The 230-nt window shown below is 50.0% G+C and carries 1 protein-coding gene; it reads right to left on the bottom strand.

Translation table 11 applies throughout. The features are described 5' to 3' along the window. On the bottom strand, nucleotides 1-230 hold a 230-nt coding region (locus tag RVY79_RS21890; RefSeq protein ID WP_317466730.1), incomplete at both ends, for a cell division FtsA domain-containing protein.

Raw genomic sequence — 230 nt, forward strand, 5'->3', positions numbered from 1 at the left:
GCGTAAGCAATATCACTTGTCACGACGTTCCCAGCGTACGGGATCACTTTGGTATGACGCAAGGCACCACCAGTGTACACGGCGATATCCATTGTTCCACCGCCAATATCGACCACACAAACGCCCAGTTCGCGTTCATCTTCCGTCAGGACCGAATAACTGGCTGCCAGTCCTGCAAAAATAAGTTGGTCTACTTTCAGGCCACAACGTTCAACAGCTTTAACGATGTT

It is taken from the genome of Chromohalobacter sp. HP20-39, assembly GCF_033052815.1.
Taxonomy (GTDB): domain Bacteria; phylum Pseudomonadota; class Gammaproteobacteria; order Pseudomonadales; family Halomonadaceae; genus Chromohalobacter.